This window comes from Thermostichus sp. OS-CIW-30 (genome assembly GCF_054060215.1).
Genome location: NZ_JBSSCZ010000003.1, coordinates 76,865 through 99,022 on the forward strand (window position 1 = coordinate 76,865; position 22,158 = coordinate 99,022).

Here is a 22,158-nt window from a genome sequence, read left to right on the forward strand (position 1 = left end):
CTCCCAAAGGTAGAGGGGGATCAACGTCACAGACAGTTGCGCTGCTGTTGCATGGGTATTGGGAATGATCCCGCCAGCTTGCCTGTCTTGATAAAAAATAAAAATCCATAAAAAAGGGATCCCACCAGGGGATCCCGAAAGATTCATCCAAGATGCCTGGCCAGGAAGCGAAGTGCCCATGGGCTCTTCGGTGAGCCTCAGGGATCCACCTCGCTGTGGCGGTCAACGGATTAGTAGTCGTAGTCACTCATGCCGCTGCCGCTGCTTGCCGGCGTGTTGGTTTTGGGCTCGGGCTTGTCCACCACGATCGCTTCAGTGGTCAGCACCATCCCCGCAATGGAAGCGGCGTTTTGCAGGGCAGAACGGGTAACCTTGGCCGGGTCTACAATGCCCGCCTCGAACATATCCACGAAGGCGTCGTTCTGGGCATCGTAGCCGGTGTTGAAGGGCTTATCTTTCACCCGCTCCAGCACAATGGAGCCGTTTTGGCCGGCGTTCTCAGCAATGCGGCGCAGCGGAGCGCCCAGAGCGCGGGCGACCAGGTTGGCCCCCACCAGTTCATCGCCGGACAGGTTGGCTTGCGCCCACTCGGTTACCACTGGGATCAGGTGTGCCAAGGTGGTACCGCCGCCGGGAACGATCCCTTCTTCTACCGCCGCTTTGGTGGCGTTGATGGCATCTTCCAGGCGCAACTTGCGGTCTTTCATCTCGGTTTCAGTGGCCGCGCCCACTTTGATCACTGCCACACCGCCGGAGAGCTTGGCCAGGCGCTCTTGCAGTTTTTCTTTGTCGTAGGTGGAGTCGGTTTCCTCAATTTGGCGACGAATTTGCTCGCAACGGGCTTTCACAGCCGCTTCGTTGCCTTCCGCCACGATGGTGGTGTTGTCCTTGGTCACCGTGACGCGACGGGCAGTGCCGAAGGAATCGAGGCGAGCGTTCTCCAGCTTCAGGCCTCGCTCTTCGCTGATCACCTCACCGCCGGTCAGGATGGCGATGTCTTCCAGCATGGCCTTGCGGCGATCCCCGAAGCCAGGGGCTTTTACCGCTACCACGCTCAGCACACCCCGCAGCTTGTTCACCACCAGGGTAGCCAGCGCTTCTTTCTCGATGTCTTCGGCGATGATCAGCAGAGGACGACCGGCGCGGGCCACCTGCTCCAGAACCGGTACCAGGTCTTGCACCAGGGTGATCTTCTTATCGGTGATGAGGATGTAGGGGTTTTCCAGAACCGCTTCCATCCGCTCGGTATCGGTGACGAAGTAAGGGGAGATGTAGCCCTTGTCGAAGCGCATCCCTTCCGTCACTTCCAGCTCGGTGGTCATGGACTTGCCTTCTTCCAGGGAGATCACCCCTTCGCGGCCCACCTTGTCCATGGCCTCGGCAATCATACGGCCCACTTCTTCATCGTTACCGGCGGAAATGGCCGCCACCTGGGCAATGGCTTTGGAATCTTCGACCGGGCGGGCATGTTCGGCGATTTTGTCTACCAAAAACTTCACCGCCTTGTCGATCCCTCGCTTTAGGGCAATCGGGTTGGCGCCGGCAGCCACGTTTTTCAGACCTTCTTTCACCATGGCGTGAGCCAAGACCGTGGCCGTGGTGGTGCCATCCCCAGCCGTGTCATTGGTCTTGGAAGCCGCCTGCCGGATCAAGGAAACGCCTGTGTTCTCAATATGGTCTTCCAGCTCGATTTCTTTGGCAATGGTTACCCCGTCGTTGATGATTTGGGGGGCGCCAAACTTCTTCTCCAGCACGACGTTGCGCCCTTTGGGACCCAGGGTAACGGCTACGGCTTCTGCCAAAATATCCATGCCGTGCTCTAGAGCGCGGCGGGCTTCTTCACTGAAGATGATTGATTTGGCCATAGTCAACCTCTCCGATGCAAATGCAGGTAAGGGTGAAACAGAGTCTCAAGGATTCAATCGTTCGTTGAACTGCTGCTGAATCACTGACCATTACTGAACAATGGCGAGAATGTCCCGCTCGGCCAACAGCACATATTCATCGCTGCCCAGCTTGACTTCGGTTCCGGCATACTTGGAGTAGAGCACTTTGTCGCCGGCTTTCAGTTCCATCGGGATCAGCTTGCCCTCGTCGTTGCGCTTGCCAGGGCCAACAGCAACCACTTCCCCCACCTGGGGCTTTTCCTTGGCAGTGTCCGGCAAGAAGATCCCACCTGCGGTTTTCTCATCTTGCTGAGCGATTTTGACCAGCACGCGGTCGCCCAGCGGCTTCAGGGTAGAGACGTTAAGAGCTACTGCAGCCATGACGAATGTCCTCCGTGATCCTAAAGCACGAAGCTGAAGTTTTCATTTCCATTAGTTCCACTTCCCCGAAGGGAAGCGACTTAGCACTCTCGACTTACGAGTGCTAGTTTATCAGCCAACTTTCTGGCCTGACAATAGCCTTTGTCAGCGGGATCCCGCTTTTGGCGGGTACGGTCGGGGTGCGGATCCCCCTACTTTTGGTGCCGGTGTGGGATCATGGCCTGAGTTGGGCTGGGTTGAGAAGGTGTGGATCCCGTTGTTTCAGGTGGATGCGTTTACGGCAGTGCCTTTTGCAGGTAACCCCGCGGCGGTGTGTTTGCTGCCTCAGGAGCTGCCGCAGGCGCTGATGCAGGCCATTGCCGCAGAGAACAATTTGTCGGAGACGGCTTTTTTACTGCCTCAGGGATCCCAGGGCGAGGTTCCCCACTATGGGCTGCGCTGGTTTACGCCGACGACGGAGGTGGATCTCTGTGGCCACGCCACCTTGGCTGGTGCCCATGTGCTGTTCACCGAGGTGCATCCTGAGGCGGAGAGGGTAGCCTTTTCCACCCGCAGTGGCCTGTTGCAGGTGCGGCGGCAGGGGGATCGCCTGGCCATGGATTTTCCTGCTCGCAGTCCGGAACCTTGGCCAGAAGCCAAAGAGCAAGTAGCAGCAGCTTTAGGAATCCCACCTGTGGAGCTATACCGGGGGGACATGGGGGTAGCGGTGCTGGCTTCGGCGGAACAAGTGCAGCAGGTGCAACCGGATCTGGCCCAGGTTCAAGCACTCCCCGTTCCGGGGTTGATCGTCACAGCCTCTGGGGCGGCTCTGGGGAATGGGCCGGATTTCGTCTGCCGCGTTTTCGCTCCTCGGCTGGGGATCCCGGAGGATCCGGTGACGGGATCCGCCCAGTGTCTTTTGATGCCCTATTGGGCCAAACGCCTGGGTCGCTCTGAGTTACAGGCCCACCAGCTATCCAGCCGCGGCGGGGAGCTCTGGTGTCGCGATCTCGGCTCTCGCGTGGAGATTGCCGGGCAGGCTGTGCAGGTGATCAGAGGAGAGCTGAGGCTACCTTGGAACCCTACCGAACAAAAAACACCCCGGATATGCTTCCGAGGTGCAGGCTAGGAAAGAGCTTGAGCTAGCCGAGGATTTCGGCGGCTTGAATGAGCTCCACCTGCTTTTTCTTCAGCACCAACAGCACCTGGGTAATGGTAATGGCTGCCAGGAAGGCCACCAGCCATTTCACCCGATCCGGGCTTTGCAGCACCAGATCCCGCTCCACCTGGCCAAAGCCGCCCACATTGGGATTGTTGGTGACGGGATCCCCTTCTTTGACGCTGTCGCCAACGGCAACCACCAGCTCCGGCCCAGGTGGCACCACCAGGTTGTGGATCCCACTTTCGCTCTCGAAGCTGAGAACCCGCGTGCCTGGCAGCTCATATTCCGGGGGCACCAGGCTGGCCAATTCAGCCGGCAGATCGCTGATATCGGAGTCGAGGGTGGCAATGTTGACCAGACGCCCCGTGGCTGGGGCGCGGAAGACGTTGTTGTTGCTGAGGCTGCCGTCGGGGTTGAGCTGACCGCGACCCCGGTTGGCCCCAATGTAAACGCGATACTTCATGAAGGCCACCGAGGGATCCTCTTTCGGGTCAGGGGCCACCACCGGGAAGACGATTTCTTGATGCTGCTCGCCCGGCAAAGGCCCGACCAAGAGGATATTGGGCTTCGCGTCGCTGTAGGGGGTGATGTAGGTCTCGGCAGTTTCTTGCCGTTGTTCCTCGGTCATCTCGGCTTCGGTGGCTAAACGGAAGCCCTCCGGCAAGACCACCACCGCGCCCACATTCAACCCACCCTTGCTGCCGTCTGCCAGCACCTGCTGCTTGCTCAGGTCATAAGGGATCCCAACTTTGATGGTGAACACCTGGCCGGGGGTGACGGCCTGGGGCACCTCGGCGCGAGTGGGCATGGCGTTCAGGTGGCAGTTGGCACAGACAATTTTTCCAGTCGCCTCGCGGGGGTTGTCGTAGGCCATCTGGGCATAGTAGGGGTAGGCTGCCGCCGGACGTGCCCCCATCCCCAGCAGCAGCAGCAGCGCGCAGAAGACCAAGCCAATTCGCTTCATAACTCTCAGCTCAGAATGAATTTCCATCACAGGTTTAGGACACAGTCTTGGAACAGCCATCTCGACAATTTGCCCCAAATCGTTCGGCAAAAGCCGGCACAGCCAGCGGGATCCCTTGCCCTTTAGGTTTCCCGGAAATCGGGGCCTTGCCAAGGGCTGAAGCGGACGTTGTCGCCATCCACAGTGGCGCTCACCAGCTCCAGCGAGCGGGGAGCCGGTCCCCGGATCACCTTGCCATTGGCCGCATACTGGGATCCGTGGCAAGGGCACTTAAACAAGTTTTCCCCCACATTCCAGGGCACCACGCAACCGAGGTGGGTACAAACCGCGTTGAGGCCATAGTTGGCCACCGCCCCGTTGTCGATCACGATGTAGGTGGGATCCCCCTTCAAACCTTGGGCCAGCACCCGATCCGTAGCGGCATGGGTGGCCAACAGTTCACTGACGCTGATGGGCTTGCCGAGGGCGTCCTGAGCGATGAGGCCTTCCCCCCCTCCACCGGCAGAGGGCGGAATAAAGTACTTCACCACCGGGTAGAGGGCGCCCACCACCACGACTCCCACAGAGCCGCTGAGCAGGGCATTGAGAAGAACCCGCCGGCTCATGGGGGGCGCTTCAAAGTTGCTAACCGCTTCCGTCATAATGGCAAATGCAGACCTGAGAAGTTTTAACGTTCGTTGACAAGCGACATCATCCTAACCGACCCCTCTGGCCAATATCGTTAAGAAATGCAACGCTGTAAGAGGCCGTGGCCTTCCTTCCCAAGGTGAGCGGCCCACCCAGCGCGATTGGAGCCAGATCCAAGCCAGCCTCAGACAAGTCTGATGAAGGGATCCGACTTTCAAGCTTTGTTGCGCGAGAAGTGGGGCTATTCCTACGACGTGCAGCTGCGGCGTATCCAGCAGAAGGTGGTGCTGCTGGTGATGTGGCGCTATCTGGAGCAGCCCTCCTTCCCCTTGAGCGAGGCCGAGTATTTGGCCCACTTGGAGAACGTGCTGGCCCATTTGCAGGCTTGGGGGGTGTGGGAAGCGGTGCGTCGGGAAATCGAAGCCACCCGTCAGAGACCCCGTATGGGCAAGGCGGTGGCCATTCCTCTGGATTTGCAGAAGGTGGGGGAGCGGGTCTCGGAGTGGTTGCTGTAAGTTCTCCGGGGGAGAAAAAAGTCCAAGCAAACCCAAGCGCCGGATTCTCCGGCTGGGCAAGAAACTCGAATGGGTCTCAGCTCAAACGGCAGACCGGGAGTTTGCCCAACGGCCATGACCTCTCTAGAGGGGACGCGGCTTGCGCACTTGTTCGGTTTCGGGGCGATCCTGCTGAGCTTCGGATTCCAAAAGTTGGCGGAATGCCGGCTCGTCCAGACGGTAGTCCCGCTGCTCGATCAAATCCCGATCGGTTGAGTAAATGGTGTCCGACTCTGGCACAACTTCTTGACGGCGGAAGCGGCGGGCAAAGTTGAGTTTGCGCAGCAGCGCCTCTGTGGGATGCTGCAGATGCTCTCGCCAAAGCTGCCGGACACGATTGCGACGCTCCACCCCCTGGTTGCGGATTTGCAAGGCTAGCCAGCGAACGGCGGGCACCGCCAAAAACAGCGTGCCGTAGAGGAAGAGGAAGCCGATCAACGGGTAGATGAAGGCTAAAAAAGCATTGCTGCCGGCTGCCGCTGCCACCTCTTCCCGTGCCCCATAGAGAATGGCGGCCAGAAAGAAATTGAGAACTCCCAAACCCCCTGCCAGGGTCAGTTGACCAGGCGTGGCCCGGCTGAACACCCAAGGTTTCTCCTGCAACACTTCGGGGATCCTCTTGGGCTCACGCTCTGAGGCGGCCACCTGCAGTTCCGGAAAGCGGTAGACAATGTCCCCGTCCTCGCTGACCTCCGGCTGACCGTCGAACTTGAGCAAAATGGGCAGCATGTAATCTTCGTATTCCAAGGCCGGGGATCCCGGCTCCACATCCAGGTAGGGCAACACCTGTTCCGCTGCGATCACCCCCCCATTGGCACGAATCAGTTGGCCAATGAGGGCATAGCGCTCCTCCTCCAGGTTGGCATTGGGATCCCCGTCCCCAAAGAGGAAGCTGTACACCGCTTCCAGGAAGTTCAGCTCGGATTTTTGCGGCTGGCGGGGGCGCGTCCGACCGGAGTAGCTGCCATAGTAGGGATAGGGATCCCAGAAGGGGTTGCCGATCCAAAGGTTGGGGAAGTAGTAAAACCCTATCCCCCGCGACCGGCTGCGATTGTCCTGCTCGCGGCTGCTGGCCATTTGCAAGGCAATCAACGCCAGGACGATCAAGACAATCGACACCACCAGCAGGATGCCGAAGGAGATGCGCAGCCCATAGAGGAAGCCCCCCCACAGTTTGCGCCGCAGGGCCGCCAGCTGATCCTGCTGCTCCTTGCGCTTGAGAATGCTGCGAAAATCCGGTGGAAAAACGTAGGTAATCTCCCCCTGCCGGGAAACCTGGAGATGCCCCTCCGCCTTTTGGGCCAAATTCAGCAGCTCTTGTTTGGCCTCGTGTAGAGCCAAGCCCGTGCTGGATGCAATATCTCCCAGCGTGACCCGCAGGCCCAACTGCTCCACTGCCTCCATCACCAATGTTTGTGTAGCCACTCTTAACCTCCGCTTTCCGCCCCCATTGTCGAGGAGCCTTTGGGATCCCTGGACGCAGATCCGCTCCCCTGAGCTAGACCTATCGTTTCCTCTACTCCCAGTATCTCCCCACTAACCCAGCAGCGGCGAGGGTTATACCCCCCTCTAGGGCAGCCAAGCCATCACGGCCAGCAGGGTCGAGAGGATCCCGATCAACACCCAGATGAGGGGCTTAGTGTCCAACGGGGGATCCGCTGCCCGGCGGCTGAGGGGATCCCCAGAAGGAGCGCCAGATCTTGGGGAAGGGCCTTTGCGTTGAGAGCGCCCATAGGCCAAGCGGTATTCCGGGGGATCAGTTTCCTCCAGCCGGCTGAGATCGGGAATTTCGCTCAACCACTCCGCCGAACGTCGCAGACGAGGGGCTTGCCAGATGCCCAAGACATAGCGAGCCTGCTGGGCGACTTCTGGATCTGGGTTGCGCAGCAAGGTTTGGGCCAACAGGATGGCCTCCTGCGTTTCGCCAAGGGCCTCTTGGGCCAGGGCCTGCCAGAGCCGTAGCTTACCCGACTGCGGATAGCGGCTTTGGGCCTGCTTAACCTCCTCTAGCGCCTGCCGGTATTGTCCTCGCTCGAACCTCAACTGGATCAGGGCCAAGTGCTGAGACAATTTCAAGTCTTCGGGAAGCGTCATGCTCAGGATCCGCAGGCTAGGTCAGCTTCTGTTCTACCCCAAACCCCACCAGCAACAGCTCCTGCAAAGGCTGACCCTGAGGGGGACGTTGGTAGGTAAGGATCTGCCGCAGGCGCAGGCGCGGATTCAGTAGAGTGATGGTATCTACAGCAACCACACGAGTGTAGGTGGTGGTCATCACCAGTTGCAGGGATCCGGGATCAAACCGGAAAGCCGCCACCATCGGGCGATCTTCCTCATAGGCCCGATCCCGCAGGTAGTCTCCCTGCAGCCCCAAGGGGGTTTCCTGCCGAGGGACGAACAGCATGTTCAGCTCTTGCCCGGCCTCCTCACCCTTTTCGGAAACCGTCTCAAAAGCCAAGTGAAAGCCCAAAAAACCATCCACGTTGTGGTTGGGGTAGTTGTTGTCGGCGAGCACCTTGTGCTTGAGCTCAGGGGTGAGGGTGCGAATGGTGAACTCGGTGCGGGAGCGCTCCACCTCGCCACGGTCTAGGTAATGGTAGGTGCGCTCTGTGCGCCAAGCCCCAATGCAGCAGTTGAAAAAGTGGTGAAATTGCTGGATGGCGTTCATGCGGGCGGGAGCGGACAGAGTCAGAAACCGGCGCTGGAGCCGAGAAGTGGCCCAGAAAACCCTGCCTCTGATCCTAAAACGAATTGAAAACAAACAGGAATCCAAATCCTAATGCCAACGATTGAGATCTGGGTCTGGAGCGGGATCTCCTCCCTCACCCACTTTTGGCCACCGGGATCCCTTGGGTCTGCCCCAACAACTCCAAGGCTCGCTGGAGCTGGATGTCCTCCGGCCCGGCCAAGGTTTCTGCCGTCAGGGGAATGGATCCCTCCGCCACCACCACATCGGGCTGGATCCCCTGGCGATGGATGTCGTGGCCGCTGGGGGTAAGGTACTTGGCCGTGGTCACCGCCAGCCCCGAGCCATCCGCCAGCTCCAGCAGGGATTGAATCAGACCCTTGCCAAAGGTGCGCGTTCCTACCAGTTGGGCTCGCCCACTATCCTGAAGTGCCCCGGCCAACACTTCACTGGCACTGGCGCTGCCCTGATTTACCAAGACCACCAGCGGCGCCTCTGTGAGCACCTCGCCGGTGGCGGGAATGCTGTCTTGAATGCCGTGGCGATCCGTCACCAGCACAATGTCACCCTTGGGGATCCAGAAGCGGGCGATCTCAATGGCCGCCTGCAAGAGTCCCCCCGGATTGTTGCGCAAATCGAGAATGTAGCCCCGCACCCCTTGAGCTTCTGCGGCCCGAATGGCTTGGCGGACTTGAGCGGCAGCATTGCCGTTGAACTGGCTGAGGCGAATGTAGGCCACCGATCCCTGAGGCAGCTCAAAAAAACGGGTGCGCACGGGGTTGATGGTGATCGATTGGCGTACCAGCTCCACCTCCCAAATGCGATCCTGCCGCTTCAGCTTCAAGGTAACCGGCGTGCCACTGCGCCCCCGCATCCGCTCGGCCACTTCGTCCAGACTCAACCCCGCCACCGGCACCCGATCCACCGCCAAAATCTCATCCTGGGGTTGGATCCCGGCCTGCTCGGCAGGAGTGCCCTCCATGGGGGCAATCACCCGCACAGCGCCTTGCTCGTCGATAGCAATCTGCAAGCCGACACCACTCAGCTCGCCGGCTGTAGAGGTCTGCAGGCTGAGGTAGTGCTCTCTGTCCAGAAAGCGGGTAAAGGGATCCCCCAGAGTGGCCAACATCTCCTCGATGGCCTGATAGGTCTGCTTGCGCTCCTTTAAGGGCCGGGAGAGAAACCGTTGCCGCACCTGCCACCAGTTTTGCCCGTTAAACCCCGGATCCACATAGGCCCGATCCACATAGGCCCAAGCCTGCGCCAGCAGTTGCTGCTCTTCTCCCCAGCGGCTGGCCTGCCCTGGACAGGCGCCAATGCCCAAACTCGCCCAGAGCAAACACCCAAGCAAGACAATGCGGATCCCCCACCCTCTCCAGCGGATCCCTGTGTATCTCGGCTTCTGCACAACCATCGATCCCAAAAAACATTAAGAAACATGAACAAAACGCAATATCAAAAGCTCGTCTGGCCTACTGGGATCAAGATCTTGGTTCCCAAGCTGAGCCCGGCGCCAGGATAGTGTTAAAAGATTGTGTTACATTGCTGAGGAGAGTGGGCTTGCCCCGCCCTCGAGATCCAATTTCAAGAATTGCAGGCATTATGAGCAAAGTTTACGACTGGTTGGACGAGCGGCTGGAGATTACGCCTTTCGTCGACGACGCAACGGGAAAATTCATTCCGCCTCACGTTAACATCTTCTACTGCCTCGGCGGGGTGACGCTGGTGTGCTTCTTAATTCAGTTTGCCACCGGCTTCGCCATGACGTTTTACTATCGTCCGACGGTGGCCGAGGCTTTTGAGTCGGTGAACTACATCATGACCCAGGTGAACTTCGGCTGGCTGCTGCGCTCCATCCACCGTTGGAGTGCCTCCATGATGGTGCTGATGATGATCCTACACACCTTCCGGGTTTACCTGACGGGGGGATTCAAGAAGCCCCGCGAGCTGACCTGGGTAACCGGTGTAATCTTGGCGGTGCTGACCGTCTCCTTCGGCGTTACCGGCTACTCCCTGCCCTGGGATCAGGTGGGCTACTGGGCAGTCAAGATCGTCTCCGGTGTGCCCAGTGCCATTCCGGTGGTGGGCGACTTGTTGGTGCAACTGATCCGGGGCGGCGAAGCAGTGGGTCAAGCTACCCTGACTCGTTTCTACAGCTTGCACACTTTCGTGTTACCTTGGCTGACTGCGGTCTTTATGACCATGCACTTTTTGATGATCCGCCGCCAAGGCATTTCTGGGCCTTTGTGAGCAAGGTTTGACTCCCAGCAGTCTTTGACCGTCCCGGCAAATGGGATCTCTAACTGCCCCTTTTTCAGAACTTTTGCCCCTAGATAAGGAGAACTCTCATGGCTGTCTCAAAACAGGTGATAGCGACCGAGGCCATTACCCGCAAGGTTGACCTAGACAATCCCAAAGTTGTAGCCAAGCTGAAGAAAAACATGGGCCACATGACCTATGGTGAGCCCGCTTGGCCCAACGATTTGCTCTTTATGTTTCCGGTGGTGATCCTGGGCACTATTGGAGTGATCGTTGGCCTGTCAGTCATGGATCCGGCAGGTGTAGGGGAGCCGGCGGATCCCTTTGCTACGCCTCTGGAAATTCTGCCGGAATGGTATCTCTACCCCGCCTTCCACATCCTGCGGATTGCTCCCAACAAGCTGTTGGGAATTGCTCTGATGTCTGCCATTCCTGTGGGTCTCTTGTTTGTGCCCTTCATCGAAAACGTCAACAAGTTCCAAAACCCCTTGCGCCGCCCAGTGGCGACAACGGTGTTCCTGATCGGCACCTTGGTCACCCTCTACCTGGGCATAGGTGCCACCTTGCCCTTGGATAAGTGGGTCACCTTGGGCTTGTTCTAGAGGAACATCTGGGACTGCAGCTTGGTGGGTTGCTCGCTCGAGAGTGCAGCAGGTCGGTGGCCGGGCTGCACTTTCTCTTTTGGAGAGCTTTTTGGAGAAGTTGTCTGCAAACCTGTGTGCCAAGGGATGGGCCAGCCCGCCGAAGTGGTAGTATCTCTACGCCCTCGTTTTCAGCTTGACTGCCCATGAGCGCTCCTTCTCCCACTGCTCGAACCTATCGGATCACAGCCCTTGCCGGAGATGGCATCGGCCCCGAAATCATGCGGGTGGGACGAGCCGTTTTGGATGCAGTTGCCCGGCAGATGGGATTTGCTCTCCAGTGGCAAGAGGGCCTAATCGGCGGGGCTGCCTACGACCAGACTGGGGATCCCTTGCCGGCAGAAACCCTGAAAATGGCTCAAGAGAGCGATGCCGTTTATCTGGCTGCTGTCGGCGACTTCAAGTATGACGCTCTGCCTCCTGAGAAACGCCCGGAGCAGGCCTTGTTGGGTTTGAGGGCGGGGCTGGGGCTGTTTGCCAACTTGCGCCCGGTAAAAGTCTTCCCTCAACTGGTGGGGGCTTCCTCCCTGAAGCCAGAGGTGATCTCAGGGATCGACCTGGTGGTAGTGCGGGAGCTGACGGGGGGCATTTACTTCGGCCAACCTAAGGGAATCTTCACGGATGCCCAAGGATCCCGGCGTGGCGTGAACACCATGGTCTACAGCGAAGCTGAGGTGGATCGGATTGCCCGAGTTGCCTTTGAGCTGGCCCGCAAACGCCGGCGCAAGCTCTGCTCGGTGGACAAAGCCAACGTTCTCGAGGTGTCGCAACTGTGGCGGGAGCGGGTCAATGTCATTGCGGCTGAGTACCCGGAGGTGGAACTTTCCCACCTGTACATCGACAATGCCGCCATGCAGTTGGTGCGCTGGCCCAAGCAGTTCGACGTCATCCTCACGGGCAATCTCTTCGGCGATATCCTCTCCGATGAAGCGGCCATGCTGACCGGCTCTATTGGTATGCTGCCCTCTGCCTCTCTGGGATCCTCTGGCCCCGGCCTATACGAGCCGGTACATGGGTCGGCTCCCGACATTGCCGGACAAGACAAAGCCAACCCCATTGCCCAGGTGCTCTCCGGCGCCCTGATGCTCCGCTACTCCCTGGATCAGCCGCAAGCTGCCGACCGCATCGAACAGGCGGTAGAAGCCGTTTTGGCGCAAGGGTACCGCACCCCAGACCTCTACTCTGAGGGAATGACTTTAGTGGGTTGCCAGGAAATGGGGGAAAAGTTGGTGGCAGCCCTGTCCCAGCAGCAGGCGCAATAGCCTTTTTCGGGGCCACAGGCTACAGCCAAGGCAGACGTGCGGCGATTTCCAAGCAATTTCCAATTGTGGGGATCCTTGGAGCTACGCCCAACCGGCTTCGGGGAGAAGGTCGACCTCCTCGGTGGTTTTAATGGCCTCTTCCGGTCGAGGTGTGGCTTCTTGGCAGCGCTCCATGGCTTGAAGAAGCAGGGCTTCCCCTTCCTGCACCGTCTCAATGCGACAGAGGAGAGCACGGAATTGAGAGGCTCCGGCAAAGTCTTTGATGTACCAAGTCATGTGCTTGCGGGCCTGACGGATGCCACGTTCTCCCTTGTACTCCCAGAGACCGCGCAGATGCTCTAAGGCCATTTGAATCCGCTCCAGGGGAGTGGGGGCCGGTCTTTCTTGACCGGTTTTCAGGAAGTGATCGATTTCCCCCACCAGAAAGGGATAGCCCATGGTGCCGCGGGAGCACATCACCCCATCGGCTCCGGTTTCCTCCAAACACTTCACCGCTGCGGCTGTCGAGAAAATATCCCCATTGGCGATGACGGGAATGCGCAGGTGCTGTTTGACGCGGCGGATCCAGTCCCAGCGGGCTTTGCCGTTGAAGCCTTGGGCGCGTGTCCGGGCATGCAAGGTGAGCAGTTGCGCCCCTGCCTCCTGCAGACGGTGGGCAAAATCCAAAATGTTGATCTCCTGATCCGACCAGCCCAGGCGCGTTTTTACGGTTACGGGCACCTCCACCGCTTTGGCCACCGCCTCCACAATTCGCGCTGCCGTGTCGGGATCGCGAAGCAGAGAAGAGCCGCCGCCGTTTTTGGTAATCTTGTTCACCGGGCAGCCCATGTTGATGTCCACCAAGGTCGCCCCTTCGTCCACCGCCATGCGGGCTGCTTCCGCCAGAAAGTCGGGCCGACAATCAAACAGTTGGATGCCAATAGGCTGCTCCCCCTCGCCAACCTCCATGATGCGGGGCAACTGGCGGGCATAGTGCAAGCCAGTCGCACTGACCATTTCCGTGTAGACCAAGCTGTGGGGGGCAAAACGGCGTACCAGCCCTCGAAAGACCTGGTCGGTTACCCCTGACAGTGGCGCCTGAAAGACGCGACTCAAAACCTTCACCCCACCGATATCGAGGGGTGGGGATAGGCGGGCTTGGAGTTCCGGCGAAAGCTGCAGGCCCATCGGGATCCGGAGAAAGCTATCCCTCTTTGTTGACAAAGTAAAGAAGACCCATGATGCGCGCTCGTTTGATCGCGGCGGTGAGCTCCCGCTGTTGTTTGGCAGTCAGGCCGGTGATGCGGCGGGGCAAGATCTTGCCTCGCTCGGTAACAAATTTCTTGAGCAGCTCCACATCGGTGTACCTAATGGGCTCTCCCGGCTTAATGGGAGACAGGCGGCGGCGAGCGTAAACCATAGGTCAGGAGAACGGCGAAACGGCTTGAACTACTTAATCTCTTTGTGGACGGTGTGGCGGTTGCAGTGGGGGCAGAATTTCTTCAGCTCTAAGCGGGCTGTTGTGTTGCGGCGGTTTTTGGTGGTGGTGTAGCGGTTCACGCCTGGAGAGCGCTTGTTGACGTTGGTGCGGCACTCCGTACACTCCAGAGTAATGATGATGCGGGCACCCTTTGCTTTAGCCATGACGGATCCCAAGACGAAGGTAAACGGCAATGAGGAAACTGCAATCCCAGATCCTGAGGCTGGAGATGGGGGTTTACCTCGATAAGCGCGATCACCAATTATCCAACTTTTCCTTGACGGAATCAACCCAAGTTTTCACTTGCTTGCCCGTTTGTTGCCGTAGGCTACGGGCGTTGCGATCCACATCTTTGCTCAGGCGCTGCAACTGCTTGGACAGATCCCGCACGGTGTCATTGCGCTGGGCTTGGCGCAGCAGGTCGCGAGCAGCCGATTTGACGTCGTCAGCAGCGTCCCCCTCTAGGATGTCCTGCAAAAACCGCAAGACTTTTTCATCCAGGTGGTAGCCCCGCTCCGCTTCCACCACTAGGGTACGTCCGGCGCGGTCGTGAATGGTTTGGCGTTTTTCCTTGTCGAAGACGGCAAACAGCCCATCCGCAGCCAGAGGCACCAGCAGGGCCTCCGTGAGCACAAAGAGGGAGAGCACTCCCTCTCGAGCCAGAGAGCGAACCAGGTGCGGCGAGGCTTCGGTCTCGGGATCCAGGGTTTTGATGTTCAGCAGCCATTTGCCGAGGCTTTGGCCCTCAGGGCGGGATTGGAAATAGCCGCGGTTCACCAGCCAGGTAGCGAAGAAGGCGATATAGCCGACCATGTCCACGGCGCTTGCATTGGCCCCTACCAGAGCAGCCAAGCCTTGGGCTAGGTAGGAGATCCCCAGCCCCAGCCCAAAGTCGAGGGCAAAGGCCCCTATCCGTTTACTCCAGGGAGCCAATTTCGGCAGGGGTTCTCCCTCAGCAGCCGTTTGCGGGACTGGCCGCTCGGCTTGAACCGGGGGCAGAGAGGTGGCAGGAGGCAAAGCGCTGAAGGCTCGCCATTCGTTGGCAGTTTGATCCAGTTGTTCGGTTTTGGGCCGCTCTGGAAATGGGGGACGTTCGGGGTAAGGTCTGGGATCCGTCATTGCCGGTTGAGACAGTCAGTTCTACCATTCTAGCGAGGCAAGCCCACACCCACCGGCAGAGGGGACGGGCTGCGACGGGGGATCTCGTAGGTCAGCCGATCGCGGGCCAGCAGGGTATTGGGAAAAATGGCCTGAGCTTCTGCCAGCAGGTCTTCCAAGGTAATGGGGGCCTCTGGGGTGTAGCGGGGGCTGAAGTGGGTGAGGATCAAAGCTTGGGCCTTGGCTTCGGCGGCCACTTGGGCGGCCATGGCGGCGGTGGAATGCTTAGAGCGGCGGGCCAGCTCCAAGTCAGCCTGAGCGTAGGTAGCCTCGTGGATGACCAGATCCGCAGCCCGGGAGAGATCAACAGCATTGCGGCAGAAAATCGTGTCGGTGCAGTAGGAGAATTTGCGGCCCGGAATGGGATCCCCGACATAATCCCGTCCGTGAAAGCAGCGGCCCTGCCAGATGATGGATTGGCCGGCCTTGAGCTGCCCATACAGAGGGCCAAAGGGGATCCCATCGGCCTGGGCTTTGGCCACATTAAAGCTGCCTGGCCGATCCTGTTCCACCACGCGGTAGCCGAAGGCGGGCACCCGGTGATCCAAGGGCGCGCAGAAGACGGAGTATTCCGGCTCTTGCAGGATGAGACCGGTTTCGACGGTGTGAACGCGGAAGCCGTAGGGGATCCGGGTCTCGCTGTAGCGCAACACGGCCTTCAGGTACTCTTCCAGACCTGGTGGGCCGTAGATATCGATGTGCTCAGGGGTGCTGCCCAAGCCACAGGAGGCCAACAGCCCCGGCAGGCCGTAGATGTGATCCCCGTGCATGTGGGTGATGAAAATGCGGCGCAACTGGCTGGGGCGCAGCTCGTCTAGGCGCAGCAACTGGTGCTGGGTGCCCTCGCCACAATCGAACAGCCACCATTCCGACCGCTGGGGAAACTGCACCGCCACCCCAGAGACATTGCGCTGGCGGGTGGGCATGCCGGAGCTGGTGCCCAAAAAGGTGATCCGAATGGCGTTGGGATCTGTCACAGGGGCAAAACCTCAAGGATTGGGATCCCTAGCTTACCAATTGCTCTCGCTGGCCGAGAAAAAACCCTTGATAGGATGGGGAGTAGAACGTACCCTTGAGCCTTCTCGTCATGATCACCCTGACCGATAGCGCCATCCAAGAGTTGAAGCGCCTGCGCAGCAAGTACGAAAAAGAGGGATCCCAGCCCATCCTGCGTCTAGGGGTCAAGCCAAGCGGCTGCTCTGGCCTCTCTTACGTAATGAACTTCGAGTCTCAGGCCAACCCTGACGATCATACCTTCGACTTTGGGGATATCCAGGTGGCAGTGGATCCCTTGAGTATGACCTTGATCAGCGGCACCACCGTCGACTTTTCCGAGGATCTGCTGGGGGGCGGTTTCCGCTTCAGGAACCCCAATGCAATAGCTAGCTGTGGGTGTGGCACCTCCTTTGCCACTGCTGAGACTGCTGCTGTCGTTGGTCACTAAAGTCTCAATCGCTGCCTCCCACCCGCCTTTGGGCGTCAACGGTTGGAGGGCTCTAGGCTGGGCAGCCAAAGGACAAACCAAGTCCATCCCTTCTGGCTGGTGACCCGGATTTGGCCCTGCAGATACTTCACCCACTGCTTCACCAAGGCCAGTCCAAGGCCGCTGCCCGGTTGCGCCCAGGGATCCTCAGAAGGCACACGGTAAAAGCGTTCGAAAAGGTGGGGCAGGTGTTCAGGCTCGATTTGGGCGGTATTGCCGACTCTTAACTCAACCCCACCGGGAAAGGCTTGCACCTCCAAGCGGAGGGTTCCGCCCGGCTGGGTAAACTTGCAGGCATTTTCCAGCAGTTCCTTCAGGATCAGGGTTAGCCGCTGCGGGTAGCTGTAGAGCACTGCCGGGAATGAGGTCAGCTCTGCCATCTCCAGCTTCAGTTGCCGGGCTTGAGCCCGTTCTCGCACCCCGTCGAGCAGGCTTGTGCAAAGGCTGTGGAGATCGATGGCGGCAGCCGCAGAGCTCAACTCTTTGGCTTCTAGGCTCTGCAGATCCAGCAATCTGTTGATTAGCTCAGTTTCAGCCTGACACTCTTCCAAAGCGATGCGGTGGTATTGGCACTGCTTCTCGTTGAGAGGAGTGCGGCCCAACAGTTCCAGGGCCAACTTGATCTTGGTGAGGGGAGTGCGCAGCTCGTGGGAAACGCTGGCCAGAAAGCTATCCTTAAGGCGGCTGAGCTGCTGCAAGTCCTGTACCTGGCAGGCCAGCTGGGCGGTACGTTCCTGCACTTTGGCTTCTAGGGCTTGGTTAAGTTCCCGCAGGTGGCGTTGGGCTTGGCTGGCCTGGATCAGGTGACGGATACGCCGCTTCAAGACCGACCAGCGAATGGGTTTGGAAATGTAATCGCTGGCCCCGGCAGCAAAGGCTTCATCCACGCAGGACTCATCTTCCAGCGCCGTGACGATGAGAATGGGCAGATCCGAGTTTTGAGCATGGAGGCGGCGACAGCACTCAAACCCATCCACATCCGGCATGACCGCATCCAGCAAGACCATATCCACTGGGTGTTGAGCGGCTAGCTGCAGACAGACTTCGCCGCTGCTGGCTTCTAGAACTTGGTAGCCTTCTCGCTCAAGTGCATAGCAAACCACGAGCCGCTGGCTGCGCTCATCGTCCACCACCAACACCAACGGCTTCTTTTCAGGCGAGGGGGATCCCGCCTGGGCCTCAGGAACCGCCGGCGAGCTGGCCGGAGGGTGGGGATTGGGCCTCAGCATAGGCATTGAGAGGAGAGGGAGAAAGGCTCTGCACTCAGGAGGAGAGACTGAGGGTAACTTGCCGATATGCCACCTCCAGCTGCTGCACGGTTTGCTCTATAGTATCCCATTTTACAGAACTGGCTAGCTCGGCATGGGCCAGCTTTTCCAACTGCTGACACAGCTCAGCCAGACGTTTGGCGCCCAGGGTGCTGCTGCTGCCCTTGAGGCGGTGGGCCAGCCGAGCAATGGCTTGGGGATCCCGCTGCTCCAGGGCCTGCCGCAGGGATCCCAATAGAGCTTCGCTGTCCTGCCGGTAGATTTGGACCATCTCCTGCCAGGCTTCTGGAGAGCTGAAGACTGCCCGCATCTGGGCGAGGATAACGGGGTCGAGGGGCGGATCCTCTTCTTGGCTGGCCGGGATGGGAAGGGGAAGGGATCCCTGAAGAACCCGGACTAGGGCGGCTGGCTCCAAGGGTTTGGTTAGATAGCCATCTACCCCAGCAGCTTGGGCAGCAGCACGGCCTTCCGAAAACACATTGGCCGTGAGGACGACAATGCGAGGCTGGCGCTCAGGAGGCAGTTCAGCGCGGATGCGACGGGTGGCCGAAAGACCATCCAGCTCCGGCATTTGCATATCCATCAACACCAGATCGTAGGGTCGCAGGCGCAGAGCTTGGACGGCTTCCAGACCGTTGCCGACTATGTCGGGCCGGTAGCCCAATCGCTCCAGCATGAGGCGAATCACCTTCTGGTTAACCGGGTTATCCTCTGCCACCAGGATCTGAAGCGGGTAGCGGCTGGCCAGGGTCGCGTCCCAAATGGAGGGAGGAGCGGCGGGAGAGGAAGATAAGGAGGAAGGAGCTTTTTCTCCCACAAGCCCCAGCAGCAGCTTCCGCAGTTGGGAGGCTTTGACCGGCTTGGCCAAAGCGGGGAGAGGGTCTGCTGTGGAGATGAAGTTGCGCCCCGTCAGCACTAGCGGTAACAGGCGGGGTTGCGCTGTCTGCAGGTCAGCCGCCAAGGTTAGGCCATCCCGGTCTGGCAGGGTGGCATCCAGAAGGGCCAGGTCAAAAGAATGGGTTCTAGCTGCAGCCTGGGCTTCTGCCGCCAAGGCACAACAGGTTACCTCCATGCCCCAAGCTCTCAGCAGTCGGGCCAACAGCTGCCGTTGGCTGGCGTTATCTTCCACCAGCAAGATCTGCTTACCGGCCAAGCTGGGATCCGGCGCAGCTGTTGCCGATGGCTCCTGGTCTAACCTCTTCAGGGGAATGCGAAGGGGAATGCGAAAGCGAAAAGTGGATCCCTGGCCCGGCTGACTTTCCACCCCGATTGCTCCCCCCATGAGCTGGCAGAGACGCTGGCTGATGGCCAAGCCCAGGCCGGTGCCCCCAAACTGGCGGCTGATGGAGCTATCCACCTGGCTGAAGGGCTTGAAGAGGCGATCCAATTTTTCGGGGGGAATGCCAATGCCTGTATCCCGCACCTGAACGTTGACCCATTGCTTTTCAGGATCCCTCTCCCCGGCCTCGACGGTCACCACCACCTCTCCCTGGGGGGTGAACTTGATGGCGTTGCTGAGCAGATTGGCCAGGATTTGGCGCAGCCGGTTGGGATCCCCTATCAAGGTTGGCGGCAGGTTGGGATCCACCCAGGCCACCAGTTCCAGATCCTTGCTCTGGGCTTGGGCGGCCATCAAATCCAGCAGCTCCTCCACCAACTGCGGCAAGGAAAAGGGTATTTCCTCCAGTTCCAGCTTCTGGGACTCGATCTTGGAGAAATCGAGGATGTCGTTGATTAGGTTCAGCAGCACCTCGCCTCCATAGCGGATGGTCTGTACCCAATCCTGCTGCTGCGGATCCAAGGAGGTGTCCAGGAGTAGACTGGTCATCCCCAAAATGGCGTTGATGGGGGTGCGGATCTCGTGGCTGATGGTGGCCAGGAACTCGCTCTTGGCCCGGCTGGCGGCTTCGGCAGCTTCCTTGGCTGCTTTCATCTGCTCTTCTGCCAGCTTGGCTACGGTGATATCCCGTCCGGCGGCGTAGAACAGGGATCCGGCCAAAGAGGCTCGCCACTCGATGAAACGATAGCTGCCGTCCTGGGTGCGGTAGCGGTTGACAAAGTGATCCAGCCGTTTCTCTTCGACAAGCTGCTGCATGGCCGCCTGTGTGGCGGGGACATCTTCCGGGTGAACCCACTCCAAAAAGGGTCGGCTCTGCAGCTCCTGCAAAGAATAGCCCAGGGTGGTCTCCCAGGCTCGGTTGAGACGGCGAAAGTACCCTTGGGCATCGGCAATGCAAAGCAAATCCAGAGCCACCGAGAAAAACTGCTCCAGCTCCGCTTCTGCCGACTTGCGGGCAGTGATGTCCACCGCGGTAAACACCCAACACGGGATCCCGCGCAAGACAAGGGGCTGCACAAACACGTCTTCCCAGACAACTCGGCCATCCTGCCGCTGCCAGTGCCACTCAAAGCGGGCGGATCCCTGCTGGCGGGCTTGCTCCAAGTAGGACTGCAGCGAGAACTCCCCGCCCCGAAGAGCCCGGCGATAGGGAGACTGCTCGGAAGCGTCGAAGGCCCGCAGCTCCTCCAGGCTGGAGAAGCCATAGGCCGAAATGGCTTGGGAGTTGGCCTCCAGGATCTCGCCGGTCTCGGCATGGCGGATGAGGATGGCCACAGCGGCATTCTCAAACAGCGCCCGGAACTTCTGCTCGCTTTCCTGGACGGCCTGCTGGGATCGCACCCTGTCGGTTACATCGCGGACGATCACCACCACCTCTTGGGGGTTGAGGGGCACAATGCGCACCTCTTCGTGGCGGGTCTCTCCTTGAATCTCAATGCTTTGGTCGTAGCGCTGCCGCGTCTGGGTAGCTATAGCCTGCTGAACAAAGAAAAGCCGCCGCTCGGCCAACTCCGGTGGCAAAAGCTCCTGCAGGGATCGGCCCACGTAGGTGTCGGGTGAGCTATAGGGAACAACCTCGCCCCCCCAGACAAAGCTCAAGCAAATGCCCTGGCTATCCAGGCGGAAGATCAAGTCGGGAATGGCTTCTAGAATGGCTCGCTGCACTTGTTCAGCGGCTTTCAAGGCCAGCTCCGCCTGCTTGGCTTCTGTAATATCCCGCACGATTGCCAGGACTTCCTGGCTGTTGAGAGGGACAATGCGGGCCTCTTCGTAGCGTACCTCCCCTTGAACTTCAATGCTGTACTCGTAGCGCTGTTGGGTTTGGGTGGCCAGGGCTTGCTGAACATAGAAAAGCCGCTGCTCGGCCAGCGCTGGCGGCAGAATCTCCTGGAGGGATCGACCTAAGTGGCGCTCTGCTGGGCAGTCAAGATGGACATCGCCGCCGGAAATAAAACTCAGGCAGATGCCCTGGCGATTCAGGCGAACAATAAGGTCGGGGATGGCTTGGAGAATGGCCCGCTGGGTGGCTTCCATTTCTCTAAGGGCCAACTCCGCCTGTTTCCGCTCGGTGATATCTCGCACCAGGATGTAAACTTTGTCTCTCCCGTGAGCGACAACGCAGGCTCTCCGATAGCAGCGGATCCCCGGCTCAATCTCAACTTCGTACTCTAGGTACTGCGGCGTCTGGCTGACCAAGGCCCCCTCCGCCAGAGATGGATACTGCTCTTTCAGCGAGCCAGTAAACACGTCTTGGGCGCGGCAACCCACGTAAAACTCAGGCGGATGTCGGGTGGGAACGTAAGGGGAAGGCTTGCAATGAAGAATGACTCCCTCGGCGCTGAGCTCAAAAATCAAGTCGGGAATGGCCTCGTAGAGGGCGCGGTAGCGAGACTCGCTTTCCTGTAGAGCCCGCTCCATCTTGACCCGCTCGCTGATGTCGCGGCTGGTGATGAGGATCCCATCGCCCACCGGCACCACTTGGTGATGGATCCAACTGGCCTTCAAGCCCGGCTGCCCCGAAATGGGGAACTCCTCTTCCAGAGGAATGCCGGTTTCCACCACTCGCTTGTATTTCTCAAAAAAGCCCCCCCAGCGGTTGATGGGCAGCAGCTCGCACAGCCGCTGGCCGATGATCTGCCGGCGCTGGAGGGAAATGAGCTCTTCCCCCTTGGCGTTGACATCCACAAAGACAAAGTCGCGGATCTCGCGGGTAACGGGATCCCGCACCGCCTCCAGCAGGTAAATAGCATCCAAGCTGGCTTCCAAGGCTGCCCGAAAACGAGCCTCTGGGCTGGGGGTGCCTCTAGGAGGTTGGAAGGGAAATCTTCGAGAAAGGGATCCCAGGATCCCTCTGAAGACAGAAAGCGGCTGACTTTCCCCCAGGCTGACGCCAAGCAGCAGGAGAGCCAAGAAGAGGGATCCCAGCAGCCAAAAGGCAAGGCCAGAGGGATCCACCAGGCCCACCGTTTTCCCTACCGCCCATAGCTCTCTGTGCATAGAACCCAGAGATTCCTGCCCCCTTTCCACAGTATCCCAGCAAGTCTTTCCAGCTT

At 59.3% G+C, this 22,158-nt stretch carries 21 protein-coding genes; 6 read left to right on the forward strand and 15 right to left on the reverse strand.

Annotated features, from left to right (window positions below):
- Positions 1-230: 230 nt before the first annotated feature.
- A complete protein-coding gene (groL, locus tag ACVWZF_RS02040; RefSeq protein WP_011433224.1) occupies positions 231-1,865 on the reverse strand; it encodes a chaperonin GroEL in 1,635 nt (544 codons plus the stop codon).
- Between the two features lie 90 nt (positions 1,866-1,955).
- Positions 1,956-2,267 (reverse strand): co-chaperone GroES, encoded by a 312-nt coding sequence (gene groES / locus ACVWZF_RS02045; protein ID WP_011433225.1) that lies wholly within the window; start codon positions 2,265-2,267, stop codon positions 1,956-1,958.
- A 244-nt stretch (positions 2,268-2,511) separates the two neighbouring features.
- On the opposite strand from groES, the gene ACVWZF_RS02050 reads away from it, so the two are divergent.
- Positions 2,512-3,375 (forward strand): PhzF family phenazine biosynthesis protein, encoded by an 864-nt coding sequence (locus ACVWZF_RS02050; protein ID WP_011433226.1) that lies wholly within the window; start codon positions 2,512-2,514, stop codon positions 3,373-3,375.
- Between the two features lie 13 nt (positions 3,376-3,388).
- Here ACVWZF_RS02050 and ACVWZF_RS02055 read toward each other — a convergent pair whose 3' ends face one another.
- Positions 3,389-4,372, reverse strand: a complete 984-nt coding sequence (locus tag ACVWZF_RS02055) for an apocytochrome f (protein WP_011433227.1) — start codon at positions 4,370-4,372, stop codon at positions 3,389-3,391.
- A gap of 122 nt (positions 4,373-4,494) precedes the next feature.
- Positions 4,495-5,013: a cytochrome b6-f complex iron-sulfur subunit gene (locus ACVWZF_RS02060; protein ID WP_011433228.1), complete on the reverse strand. Its 519-nt coding sequence runs from the start codon at positions 5,011-5,013 to the stop codon at positions 4,495-4,497.
- Positions 5,014-5,196: 183 nt separating this feature from the next.
- Here ACVWZF_RS02060 and ACVWZF_RS02065 point away from each other — a divergent pair, with 183 nt between their 5' ends.
- Positions 5,197-5,514: a DUF3067 family protein gene (locus tag ACVWZF_RS02065; protein WP_011433229.1), complete on the forward strand. Its 318-nt coding sequence runs from the start codon at positions 5,197-5,199 to the stop codon at positions 5,512-5,514.
- Positions 5,515-5,637: 123 nt separating this feature from the next.
- On the opposite strand, the gene ACVWZF_RS02070 is transcribed toward ACVWZF_RS02065, so the two are convergent.
- From ACVWZF_RS02070 to ACVWZF_RS02085, 4 genes are all read right to left on the reverse strand, one after another.
- Positions 5,638-6,978, reverse strand: a complete 1,341-nt coding sequence (locus tag ACVWZF_RS02070; RefSeq protein ID WP_457394421.1) for a hypothetical protein — start codon at positions 6,976-6,978, stop codon at positions 5,638-5,640.
- Between the two features lie 144 nt (positions 6,979-7,122).
- On the reverse strand, positions 7,123-7,647 hold the full coding sequence (locus tag ACVWZF_RS02075) for a hypothetical protein (protein WP_457410694.1): 525 nt from the start codon (positions 7,645-7,647) through the stop codon (positions 7,123-7,125).
- 16 nt (positions 7,648-7,663) lie between these two features.
- Entirely contained in the window at positions 7,664-8,218 is a 555-nt protein-coding gene (locus tag ACVWZF_RS02080; RefSeq protein ID WP_457394381.1) for a phycobiliprotein lyase, read from the reverse strand.
- 154 nt (positions 8,219-8,372) lie between these two features.
- Positions 8,373-9,650 carry a S41 family peptidase gene (locus ACVWZF_RS02085; protein ID WP_457410695.1) on the reverse strand — a complete coding sequence of 426 codons (1,278 nt, stop codon included), beginning with the start codon at positions 9,648-9,650 and terminating at the stop codon, positions 8,373-8,375.
- 188 nt (positions 9,651-9,838) lie between these two features.
- Here ACVWZF_RS02085 and petB point away from each other — a divergent pair, with 188 nt between their 5' ends.
- From petB to leuB, 3 genes are all read left to right on the forward strand, one after another.
- Positions 9,839-10,486, forward strand: coding sequence for a cytochrome b6 (gene petB / locus ACVWZF_RS02090; protein ID WP_041436518.1), 648 nt, complete (start codon positions 9,839-9,841; stop codon positions 10,484-10,486).
- Between the two features lie 98 nt (positions 10,487-10,584).
- Positions 10,585-11,097: a cytochrome b6-f complex subunit IV gene (gene petD / locus ACVWZF_RS02095; RefSeq protein ID WP_011433236.1), complete on the forward strand. Its 513-nt coding sequence runs from the start codon at positions 10,585-10,587 to the stop codon at positions 11,095-11,097.
- 185 nt (positions 11,098-11,282) lie between these two features.
- Positions 11,283-12,398 (forward strand): 3-isopropylmalate dehydrogenase, encoded by a 1,116-nt coding sequence (gene leuB, locus ACVWZF_RS02100; protein ID WP_457410697.1) that lies wholly within the window; start codon positions 11,283-11,285, stop codon positions 12,396-12,398.
- A gap of 81 nt (positions 12,399-12,479) precedes the next feature.
- On the opposite strand, the gene dusB is transcribed toward leuB, so the two are convergent.
- From dusB to ACVWZF_RS02125, 5 genes are all read right to left on the reverse strand, one after another.
- Positions 12,480-13,565 carry a tRNA dihydrouridine synthase DusB gene (dusB, locus tag ACVWZF_RS02105; protein ID WP_457410699.1) on the reverse strand — a complete coding sequence of 362 codons (1,086 nt, stop codon included), beginning with the start codon at positions 13,563-13,565 and terminating at the stop codon, positions 12,480-12,482.
- Between the two features lie 16 nt (positions 13,566-13,581).
- Positions 13,582-13,797 carry a 30S ribosomal protein S18 gene (gene rpsR, locus ACVWZF_RS02110; RefSeq protein ID WP_011433239.1) on the reverse strand — a complete coding sequence of 72 codons (216 nt, stop codon included), beginning with the start codon at positions 13,795-13,797 and terminating at the stop codon, positions 13,582-13,584.
- Between the two features lie 29 nt (positions 13,798-13,826).
- On the reverse strand, positions 13,827-14,021 hold the full coding sequence (gene rpmG, locus ACVWZF_RS02115) for a 50S ribosomal protein L33 (protein WP_011433240.1): 195 nt from the start codon (positions 14,019-14,021) through the stop codon (positions 13,827-13,829).
- Positions 14,022-14,112: 91 nt separating this feature from the next.
- Complete coding sequence (locus tag ACVWZF_RS02120) at positions 14,113-14,976, reverse strand: RDD family protein (protein WP_238376722.1); 864 nt, start codon at positions 14,974-14,976, stop codon at positions 14,113-14,115.
- A gap of 29 nt (positions 14,977-15,005) precedes the next feature.
- Complete coding sequence (locus tag ACVWZF_RS02125) at positions 15,006-15,992, reverse strand: ribonuclease Z (RefSeq protein ID WP_011433242.1); 987 nt, start codon at positions 15,990-15,992, stop codon at positions 15,006-15,008.
- A gap of 110 nt (positions 15,993-16,102) precedes the next feature.
- On the opposite strand from ACVWZF_RS02125, the gene ACVWZF_RS02130 reads away from it, so the two are divergent.
- Entirely contained in the window at positions 16,103-16,459 is a 357-nt protein-coding gene (locus ACVWZF_RS02130) for a HesB/IscA family protein (RefSeq protein ID WP_011433244.1), read from the forward strand.
- 35 nt (positions 16,460-16,494) lie between these two features.
- On the opposite strand, the gene ACVWZF_RS02135 is transcribed toward ACVWZF_RS02130, so the two are convergent.
- Positions 16,495-17,727 (reverse strand): hybrid sensor histidine kinase/response regulator, encoded by a 1,233-nt coding sequence (locus ACVWZF_RS02135; protein ID WP_457410701.1) that lies wholly within the window; start codon positions 17,725-17,727, stop codon positions 16,495-16,497.
- 34 nt (positions 17,728-17,761) lie between these two features.
- On the reverse strand, positions 17,762-22,102 hold the full coding sequence (locus ACVWZF_RS02140; protein WP_457410702.1) for a PAS domain S-box protein: 4,341 nt from the start codon (positions 22,100-22,102) through the stop codon (positions 17,762-17,764).
- Between the last annotated feature and the right edge of the window lie 56 nt (positions 22,103-22,158).

Bases quoted from the DNA above. Each gene is read 5' to 3' on its own strand.
- petB (WP_041436518.1), top strand. From the start codon at position 9,839: ATGAGCAAAGTTTACGACTGGTTGGACGAGCGGCTGGAGATTACGCCT.
- ACVWZF_RS02135 (WP_457410701.1), bottom strand. From the start codon at position 17,727: ATGCTGAGGCCCAATCCCCACCCTCCGGCCAGCTCGCCGGCGGTTCCT.
- groL (WP_011433224.1), bottom strand. From the start codon at position 1,865: ATGGCCAAATCAATCATCTTCAGTGAAGAAGCCCGCCGCGCTCTAGAG.
- dusB (WP_457410699.1), bottom strand. From the start codon at position 13,565: ATGGGCCTGCAGCTTTCGCCGGAACTCCAAGCCCGCCTATCCCCACCC.
- groES (WP_011433225.1), bottom strand. From the start codon at position 2,267: ATGGCTGCAGTAGCTCTTAACGTCTCTACCCTGAAGCCGCTGGGCGAC.
- ACVWZF_RS02055 (WP_011433227.1), bottom strand. From the start codon at position 4,372: ATGAAGCGAATTGGCTTGGTCTTCTGCGCGCTGCTGCTGCTGCTGGGG.
- ACVWZF_RS02120 (WP_238376722.1), bottom strand. From the start codon at position 14,976: ATGACGGATCCCAGACCTTACCCCGAACGTCCCCCATTTCCAGAGCGG.
- ACVWZF_RS02080 (WP_457394381.1), bottom strand. From the start codon at position 8,218: ATGAACGCCATCCAGCAATTTCACCACTTTTTCAACTGCTGCATTGGG.
- rpsR (WP_011433239.1), bottom strand. From the start codon at position 13,797: ATGGTTTACGCTCGCCGCCGCCTGTCTCCCATTAAGCCGGGAGAGCCC.
- leuB (WP_457410697.1), top strand. From the start codon at position 11,283: ATGAGCGCTCCTTCTCCCACTGCTCGAACCTATCGGATCACAGCCCTT.
- petD (WP_011433236.1), top strand. From the start codon at position 10,585: ATGGCTGTCTCAAAACAGGTGATAGCGACCGAGGCCATTACCCGCAAG.
- rpmG (WP_011433240.1), bottom strand. From the start codon at position 14,021: ATGGCTAAAGCAAAGGGTGCCCGCATCATCATTACTCTGGAGTGTACG.
- ACVWZF_RS02060 (WP_011433228.1), bottom strand. From the start codon at position 5,013: ATGACGGAAGCGGTTAGCAACTTTGAAGCGCCCCCCATGAGCCGGCGG.
- ACVWZF_RS02075 (WP_457410694.1), bottom strand. From the start codon at position 7,647: ATGACGCTTCCCGAAGACTTGAAATTGTCTCAGCACTTGGCCCTGATC.
- ACVWZF_RS02065 (WP_011433229.1), top strand. From the start codon at position 5,197: ATGAAGGGATCCGACTTTCAAGCTTTGTTGCGCGAGAAGTGGGGCTAT.
- ACVWZF_RS02085 (WP_457410695.1), bottom strand. From the start codon at position 9,650: ATGGTTGTGCAGAAGCCGAGATACACAGGGATCCGCTGGAGAGGGTGG.
- ACVWZF_RS02130 (WP_011433244.1), top strand. From the start codon at position 16,103: ATGATCACCCTGACCGATAGCGCCATCCAAGAGTTGAAGCGCCTGCGC.
- ACVWZF_RS02140 (WP_457410702.1), bottom strand. From the start codon at position 22,102: ATGCACAGAGAGCTATGGGCGGTAGGGAAAACGGTGGGCCTGGTGGAT.